General features: G+C 67.2%; 7 protein-coding genes. 4 read left to right on the forward strand and 3 right to left on the reverse strand.

Annotation, left to right across the window (positions count from 1 at the left end; genetic code table 11):
- The first annotated feature begins 50 nt into the window (after positions 1-50).
- A complete protein-coding gene (locus GC106_RS41525; RefSeq protein ID WP_217281604.1) occupies positions 51-1190 on the forward strand; it encodes an erythromycin esterase family protein in 1140 nt (379 codons plus the stop codon).
- Here GC106_RS41525 and GC106_RS41530 read toward each other — a convergent pair.
- Positions 1159-2667: an MDR family MFS transporter gene (locus GC106_RS41530; protein WP_173141677.1), complete on the reverse strand. Its 1509-nt coding sequence runs from the start codon at positions 2665-2667 to the stop codon at positions 1159-1161. The two genes, GC106_RS41525 and GC106_RS41530, sit on opposite strands and share 32 nt — an antisense overlap.
- A 184-nt stretch (positions 2668-2851) precedes the next feature.
- Here GC106_RS41530 and atpF point away from each other — a divergent pair, with 184 nt between their 5' ends.
- Complete coding sequence (gene atpF / locus GC106_RS41535) at positions 2852-3391, forward strand: F0F1 ATP synthase subunit B (RefSeq protein WP_173141678.1); 540 nt, start codon at positions 2852-2854, stop codon at positions 3389-3391.
- Positions 3392-3399: 8 nt separating this feature from the next.
- On the forward strand, positions 3400-3792 hold the full coding sequence (locus tag GC106_RS41540) for a TIGR03618 family F420-dependent PPOX class oxidoreductase (RefSeq protein ID WP_312873301.1): 393 nt from the start codon (positions 3400-3402) through the stop codon (positions 3790-3792).
- A gap of 110 nt (positions 3793-3902) precedes the next feature.
- On the opposite strand, the gene GC106_RS41545 is transcribed toward GC106_RS41540, so the two are convergent.
- Entirely contained in the window at positions 3903-4532 is a 630-nt protein-coding gene (locus GC106_RS41545) for a TetR/AcrR family transcriptional regulator (protein ID WP_173141679.1), read from the reverse strand.
- Between the two features lies 1 nt (position 4533).
- The gene (locus tag GC106_RS41550; RefSeq protein WP_173141680.1) at positions 4534-5727 is read right to left on the reverse strand and encodes a cytochrome P450; all 1194 of its coding nucleotides are present in this window, start codon (positions 5725-5727) and stop codon (positions 4534-4536) included.
- An 84-nt stretch (positions 5728-5811) separates the two neighbouring features.
- Between GC106_RS41550 and GC106_RS41555 the strand changes: the two genes are divergently transcribed.
- A complete protein-coding gene (locus tag GC106_RS41555) occupies positions 5812-7251 on the forward strand; it encodes an MFS transporter (protein WP_173141681.1) in 1440 nt (479 codons plus the stop codon).
- Positions 7252-7440: the final 189 nt, after the last annotated feature.

The raw sequence follows: 7440 nt of genomic DNA on the forward strand, positions 1-7440 counted from the left end.
TTTTTCCTGGTCAAAGCTTCAACTGAGAGTTCAACGATACGGTAGAACCCATGTCGATTGAGGAACAAGTGGACGCCGTCCTGGCCGGGCTGCCGGCCATTCCGCGGATCTTGGGGCTGGGCGAGCCGACGCACTGGATGGAAGCGTTTCCCCTGCTGCGCAACCAGATCTTCCAGCACCTCGTGGCGAACCACGGCTATCGTGCGTTCGCGTTGGAGAGCGACTGCCTGGCGGGCCAGGTGGTGAACGCCTATGTCGTGGACGGCATCGGATCGCTCGACGAGGTGATGCGAGACGGCTTCAGCCACGGCTTCGGTGAGCTCGAATCGTCCCGCGCGCTGGTCGAGTGGATGCGTGCCTACAACGAGACCCATCCGGAGCCGGTCAGGTTCTTCGGCTTCGACGGTCCGCTGGAGATAACCGCCGCCGCGAGCCCACGGCAGGCGATCACCGCGTTGAACTCGTACCTCGGTTCACCGTACACAGTGGACGAACTACTCGGCGCCGACGAGCGCTGGAGCAACCCCGACGCGACCATGGACCCGACCCAGTCGGTCGGCTCGTCGCCGGACGTCGAACGGCTCCGGCTGATCGTCGACGACCTCCAGGGCCTGCTCGTGGCGCGGACACCGCGGCTGATCGCGGAATCCCGTGACGAGTGGTGGTCCGCCCGGTTGTACGGCCGGACCGCCAACGGCCTGCTGCGCTACCACCAGGGCATGGCGTGGAACTCGGACGCCCGGATCGCGCACCTGATGGCCATCAGGGACGCCATGATGGCCGAGAACCTCAAGGCCATCGCCGAATACGGCAAGACCTTCGTCAACGCCCACAACAGGCACCTGCAGCGGGAGCTGAGCACCCTCGACTTCGCCGGTGCGGTGCGGGAGTTCTGGTGCGCGGGCGCGATCGTCAGCGCGGAGGTCGGCGACCAGTACGCCTTCATCGCCACGGGCATGGGGACCGCGCCGAACCCCAACGTCGGTGCGCCGGACCCGGACACCCTGGAAGGGTATTTGTCGACGTTGCCCGGTGACAGCTTCGTGGTGCGCTCGGCCGACATCGACACGACCGGCCTGAAACCGCGCACCACCGGGAACTTCAGCTACATCCCGCTTGATCCCGCCCACGTCCGGGACACGGACGGGATCTTGTTCGTCAGGAACGTGCCTCGGCTGCCGTTCGGCTAGGCATCAGCAACAGGGCGATGACGCTGAGCGCCGCGACGATGATCAACGAGACGAACACGTTGTGAGTCGCGTCGTACAGGGCGCCGCGGATGAACGAGGACACCGGGGAGTCGTCGTGCGTGCCCAGGACGAGACTGGTGGCGTCCACACTGCTGGGTAGTTGCCCGGCGACCTCGGCCGGTGGGGTCGCGAAGCGGTTGGCGAGGGTGGCGTTGGCGATCGCGCCGAACACAGCCACGCCAACCGCGCTGCCCAGGGAACGGGCGAACATGTTGGTACCGGTGGCGACGCCACGGCGTTCCCAGCCGACGGACGACTGGACGGCGATCACCGACGGGCTTGACGTCAGGCCGAGGCCGACGCCCATGATGAACGCGGCGCCCGCGGCCTGCCAGATCGCGGCGTCGCGCGGGAGCATCGCGGTCAGCACGGCACCGACGATCACGAAGACCGCGCCGATCATGGCTGTGTTGCGCAACCCGATCCGCATGTACGCGTGCCCGGACATGCTCGCGGCGATCGGCCACCCGATGGTCATGGCCGCCAACGTGAAACCGGCGACCAGCGCGCCGGTGCCGAGCACGCCTTCGACGAACGTGGGCAGGTACGAACTGAGGCCCATCATCATCGCGCCGACGATCAACGCCATCAGATTGCCGCCGACAAGCGTGCGGCTGCGGAACACCCACAGCGGCAGCACGGGCTCGTCGGCCCGGCGTTCCGCGAAGCCGAACGCGATCAGCACAACCGCGCCTGCGGCGAAGATCAGCACGCTGGGCGGCGAGTCCCACGCCCAGGCGACGCCGCCTTCCAGCAACCCGAGCAGCACCAGCGACAGGCCGATGGTCAGCAGCGCGGAGCCGAGGTAGTCGATCTTGTGCTTGCTACGGGTGATCTCCTCGTTGAACTTGCGCAGCAGCACGAGCACGGCCAGCGCACCGACCGGGATGTTGATGAAGAAGATCCACCGCCACGACACGTACTCGGCGAACAGGCCGCCCAGCGCCGGCCCGACCAGCGACGAGATACCCCACACGCTGGTCACGTAGCCCTGCACCCGGGCACGTTCCTCAAGGGTGTAGAGGTCGCCGAGCATGGTCATGCTGATCGGCTGGACCGCACCCGCGCCGATGCCCTGGATGGCCCGGGCGGCGATCAGCACCGGCATGCTCCAGGCGACCCCGCACAGCACCGAGCCGATCAGGAAAACCGCGATGCCGAACAGCAGAACCGGTTTACGGCCGAACAGATCCGCGAATTTGCCGTACAACGGAACCGTGACGGCCTGTGTCAACAAATAAATCGAGAACAACCACGGAAACTGCGAGAACCCGCCCAAATCGGCCACAACGGACGGCACCGCGGTCGCGATGATCGTGCTGTCCAGCGCCACCAGCGCGGTGGCCAGCATGATCGAACCGAGGACCGGGCCGCGTTCCGAGCGCAGCCCGACCGCGGCGCGCGCCACCTGAGTCATGTCTTTCCTCCCAGTAGACCGTCAACCATCATCTACCTGGAGCGATTCCAGTGGCGCTGTGAAGTTCGCTACTTGCTTAGGTTCAGCAACTACTCTGGTGCGGGCTTCGCCGGGTAAGGCGGAGGCGATCGCGCAAGGTCACGACCGGTAAGGTGAGGTCACCGACGACCCAGGGGGAGCGCCGATGCCGAACTTCGTCCTCGCGGTGGAACCGGACCAGGAGAGCCCGGTCTTCCCGAGCACGCTGCCCGTGGAGGTCCCGCTCGGGCTCGCGCTGTTCATCATCCTGTACCTGGTCATGTCCAAGCTGGTCGTGCCGCGGTTCGAGAAGCTGTACACCGAACGGCAGGGCCGTATCGAGGGCCGGATCGAGGAAGCCGAGGCCATGCAGGCCGAGGCACAGCAGGCCCTTGAGCGCTACCAGCGGGAGATCCACGCCGCGCAGGCCGAGGCGGCCCGTATCCGTGACGAGGCCCGTGCCGAGGGCAACCAGGTCATCGCCGAGGTCCGCGCCCAGGCCAAGGCCGAAGCCGACGAACTGGTCATGGCGACCCGTGCCGACCTGGAGACCCAGCGGGTCCAGGTCAAGGCGGAACTGCGGCCCGAGGTCTCCCGGATCGCGGTCGAGCTGGCCGCCCGGGTGCTCGGTGAGTCCACATCGGACGTCGAGGCGGACGCCCGTCGGCGCGGCACCATCGACCGGTTCCTCGCCGAACGCGCCTGATCGGCGTGATCGATCCCGACGGCGAGCTCGCCGCCTTCTGGCGGGAACGCCATCTGTGCACCATCACGACGATCCGGCCGGACGGGACACCGCACGTGGTCCCCGTCGGAGCGACGCTGGACGTGGCCGCCGGAATCGTCCGCGTCATCACGTCAGGGGAGTCCGCCAAGGCTCGCCGTATCCGTGCGGCGGGTCCTGACGGCGTTCCAGCGGCCATCTGTCAGGTCGACGGCCGCCGTTGGACGACGATCGAAGGCACGGCGGTTCTGCGTGATGACGCCGATTCCGTCCGTCTGGCCGAGGAACGCTACGCCGAGCGTTACCGCACGCCGCGCGTGAACCCGAAGCGTGTCGTGTTGGAAATCAGCATTCGCCGCGTTCTCGGCACAGTCACCATGTAGACCACGAGCAGGTACGCGCAGGGCAGGAAGTAGCTCGTGAGTGTTTATCCGTGTTCTAACCCTGATAAACACTCACGAGGGGGCCTGGTCCATATCGGACCTGGTGCCGCCTACTTGCTCACCGGCGCGAGCCAGAGCCCGGCCAGCGCGTCGATCAGCCCGTCCGCGGTGTCCCGCCAGCTGGCCCGGGGCGTCGCCGTCCCCTCGGCCAGCGCACGTTCCCGTTCCGCGAACATGTGCACCATCAACTGCCTGGACATGTCCCTGCGTTCGGCACGGACATCGGCGGGCAGCTCCGGCAGGCACCGGTTGATCCCCGCGATGATCCGCACGAGCGACGGCGACGACAGCGACTCGTCCATCATGATCTCGCGCAGCGACGGCTCGGTCATCGCCTGCGCGTTGAACCGGGCGAACCACGTCGGATTGCCCTGTTCGGCCAGATGCTCGCAGGTCGGCCGTACCAGGCACGCGATCCATGCCCGCAGATCGCCGCTGTCGCCCAGCTCGGCGAGCATGCGCTGGCGGATCTCCTCGATCTGCACCGAGTGCTTGCGGGCGATCGCCCGCACCAGATCGGCCTTGGTGCCGAAGTGATAGCCGACGGCCGTGTTGTTGCCCTGTTCGGCGGCCTCGCTGACCTGCCGGTTGGAGACCGCCAGCACCCCGTGCTCGGCGAACAGGCGCTCGGCCGCCGTCAGGATCAGTTCCCGCGTCGCACTGGCTCGTGTTGTCCTCATGTCACCACCGCACCGGCAATTCCTTCAGCCCGCCGACGACCAGCCCTTCGATCCGACGCAGGTCGTCGACGTCGACGGCGAGCTCCAGCGAGGGCAGCTTACGCACCAGCACGTCGAGCACCGCCTGCAGCTCCGTGCGGGCCAGCGGCTGACCGATGCACGAATGCGCGCCCGCACCGAACGCCAGGTGCGGGTTCGGGCTGCGCCGGATGTCCATTTCGGCCGCGTTGCCGAACACCTTCTCGTCCCGGTTGGCCGCGGCCATGCTGCACACCGCCGTCGTGCCGCTCGGCAGTACGGTGCCGGCGATCTCCACGTCCTCGGTGAGGTACCGCAGCATGCCGAAGCCCGCGTTGGCGTCCATCCGCAGCGCTTCCTCGACGGCGGGCCGCACCAGGTCCGGATCGGCGACGAGCTGTTCCCAGCGCCGCCGGTCGGCCAGCAGCATGGCGACCATCTTGCCGATCATGTTCGCCGTGGTCTCGTGCCCCGCGACGAGCAGGGCGATGCCGGTGGCGATCAGCGTCAGGTCGGTCATCTCCGGCTCTTCGATCAGCGCGCTGAGCAGATCGTCGCCCGGGTGTTCCCGTTTCGCCGCGATGTGCGCGGCCATGTACGTGCCGAACTCCACCTGGGCGGCGGTCATCTCCTCCTGGGTGAACTTCGTCATGCTCAGCAACATGTCCGACCAGCGCGCGAAACGGTCCCGGTCGGCGTCGGGCACGCCGAGCATGTCGCAGATGACCCACACCGGGAGCGGAAAGCCCAATGACGCCTTGAGATCGGCGGGCGCTCCCTTGGCGACCATGTCGTCGATCAACTGCTCGGCCATCGCCTCGACGGCCGGGCGCAACTCGTTCATCCGCCGGATGGTGAACCACTTGCCGATCATGCGGCGCCACCGCGTGTGCGCCTCGCCGTGCTGCGGCAGGATCGTGGCGATCTCGCTGTTGAACACGCCGCCCGACTCGACATCCGCGACCCGGGCCGCGTTGTCGTCCGGGGTCGGCCGGGTGAACCTGCGGTCGGACAGCACTTGCCGGACGTCGTCGTAGCGCGTGACCAGTAAAGCCTCGTCCCCGCTGGGCAGTTGGACACGCGCGACCGGGCACTGCGCACGCAGCCGGGCCCAGTCCTCCGGGGGTTCCAGCGCCGACTGGGTGGGGATCGGGTATCGCACCAGCTCCTCTGTCACCGGTGACTCCTTTGTCGTGCGGCGTTAAGTCAGTCAATTGACTTAATCTATGATCGGCATGGTACGCCGAGATGGAGGCCCTGAATGTCCCAATTCGCCGCGATCCGGCCACGACCGAACGTCGTCGTGCCGGTACTGGCACTCGGCGGGGTCGTGGTGTCGCTGATGCAGACGCTGGTGATTCCGCTGCTGCCAACGTTTCCGGCGCTGCTCGGCGCGTCCGTGGCGGACACGTCCTGGGTGATCACCTCGACGCTGCTGGCGGGAGCGGTCGCGACGCCGGTCGTCGGACGGCTCGGCGACATGTACGGCAAACGTCGCATGCTTCTGCTCAGTTTGGGCTTGTTGGTCCTTGGGTCGATCGTCGCAGCACTGTCCGACACGCTGATCCCCATGGTGGCCGGCCGAGCCCTGCAGGGCGCCGCGGCTGCCGTGATCCCGTTGGGAATCAGCATCATGCGCGACGAACTGCCGGTGGAGCGGCTCGGTTCGGCGACGGCAGTGATGAGTGCTTCTCTCGGTGTCGGCGGTGCCCTCGGCCTTCCCGCGGCTGCGTTCCTGGCCGAAAACACCGACTGGCACATGCTTTTCTGGACCTCCGCCGGGCTCGGCGTCGTGGTTTTCGCGCTGGTGCTGACTTGTGTGCCGGAGTCGAGCGTGCGGACCGGCGGACGTTTCGACCTCGTCGGTGCTGTCGGCCTGTCCGTGGCGCTGGTCTGTCTGCTGCTGGCCATCTCCAAGGGCGCGGACTGGGAAGCCGGGCTCACTTTCGGGTTGTACGGCGTGGGAATCCTCGTGCTGCTGGTATGGGGCTGGTTCGAACTGCGCATCCGGCAACCGCTCGTGGACCTGCGCACGACCGCCCGTCGCCAGGTCCTGCTCACCAACCTGACGTCCATCGTGTTCGCCTTCGCGATGTTCGCGATGTCCTTGGTACTGCCGCAGATCCTGCAGCTGCCCAAGGCGACCGGGTACGGCCTCGGGCAGACCATGCTCGTCACCGGCCTCGTGCTCGTGCCGTCCGGTCTCGTGATGATGGCGACAGCGCCTGTGTCCGCGCGGATCTCCCGTGTCCACGGCCCCAAGGTGACGTTGATGGCCGGTGCTGTCGTCGTCGCCGCCGGGTACGGGCTCGGTGTCGTGCTGATGTCCGCCGTGTGGCAGCTCGTCCTCGTCTCGGCGTTGATCGGCGCCGGAATCGGCCTGGCCTACGGCGCCATGCCCGCGTTGATCATGAGCGCCGTACCGCTGTCGGAGACGGCGGCCGCCAACAGCCTCAACACGTTGATGCGGTCGATCGGCACGTCCGTCTCCAGCGCCGTCGCCGGGGTGATCCTCGCGCACCTCACCGTCTCGTTCGGACCCACCCAGGTCCCGTCACAGACCGGCTTCCGGCTGATCATGGCGATCGGCAGTGCCACGGCGCTGGCCGCGCTGGCCATCGCCGCGTTCATCCCCAGCCGCCCCCGCGAGCGGGACGGCGCCCCCGCTGTGCCGAAGGACAACCTCGCCACCCTGCGGTAGAACCCCTCGTGAGTGTTTATCAGTGTTAGAACCCAGATCCACCGATGGGTTTTGTTGGTGATCTTGGTCGTGGGTGGTTGTGTTGGTGGGCCGGTGGTTTCTGTCGTGGGCGTGCGGGAGCCGCTGGTCTGCCCAGCTTTTCCACTGTGAGTTGTTGGGGCGGGGGTGCCTTGGTGGGTGGTCAATGCT

It is taken from the genome of Kibdelosporangium persicum (assembly GCF_013280595.1).
In the GTDB taxonomy this organism is placed as follows: domain Bacteria; phylum Actinomycetota; class Actinomycetes; order Mycobacteriales; family Pseudonocardiaceae; genus Kibdelosporangium; species Kibdelosporangium persicum.